The organism is Mesorhizobium sp. M0664 (assembly GCF_040320565.1).
In the GTDB taxonomy this organism is placed as follows: Bacteria; Pseudomonadota; Alphaproteobacteria; order Rhizobiales; family Rhizobiaceae; genus Mesorhizobium.
In genome coordinates, this window is record NZ_JAMYPW010000124.1 from 1 (window position 1) to 644 (window position 644).

At 62.3% G+C, this 644-nt stretch carries 1 protein-coding gene; it reads left to right on the top strand.

Going from position 1 to position 644, the window contains the following annotated elements:
- Nucleotides 1–638, top strand: a 638-nt coding sequence (locus NKI39_RS34255; protein WP_352837593.1) for an ISAs1 family transposase, incomplete at its 5' end; no start/stop codon positions are given.
- Nucleotides 639–644: the final 6 nt, after the last annotated feature.

Consider the following 644-nt stretch of genomic DNA (forward strand, 5'->3'; position numbering starts at 1 on the left):
ATGGTGAGAACGAAGTCGAGGCCGCGCTCAAAGTCGTCGAACTCATTGATCTTACGGGCAGATTGGTCACCGCCGACGCGCTCCACTGCCACACCCGCATGGCTGCGGCCATTACCCAAAGAGGTGGCGATTACCTGCTTGCGCTGAAGGGCAACCGTCGTCATTGGCTGCGCCGTGCCAACCTGCAACTGGCCGACGCCACCCCTTCCATTGCCGAGCGGACCGAGACCAGCCACGGCCGCAACGAGTGGCGGCAGGCCGAGATCGTGGCGGCGGCCGAGCCGCTGATGCCCGGCCACCGGGCCTTCATCCGCATCACCAGCCGACGCGATCAGGCCAAGCCGTTGATGCGCCTGTTCATGGCCTCCACGCTCATGTCGCCGCAGCGGGCGCTCGACCTCACTAGAGCTCATTGGCAGATCGAGAACGGCCTGCATTGGATGCTCGATGTCCATCTCGATGAGGATCTCAGCCGTGCCCGCAAGGACAATGCCCCCGCCAACACGGCCCTTCTCAATCGCCTCGCCAGAAACATCCTTCAGGCCGCCGATGCTGCCAAAGTTCCCATCAGCCATCGCATCAAGAAATGCGCCTGGAACGACGACTATCTCATCAATGCCATCACTCATATGCGATAGCCCTGC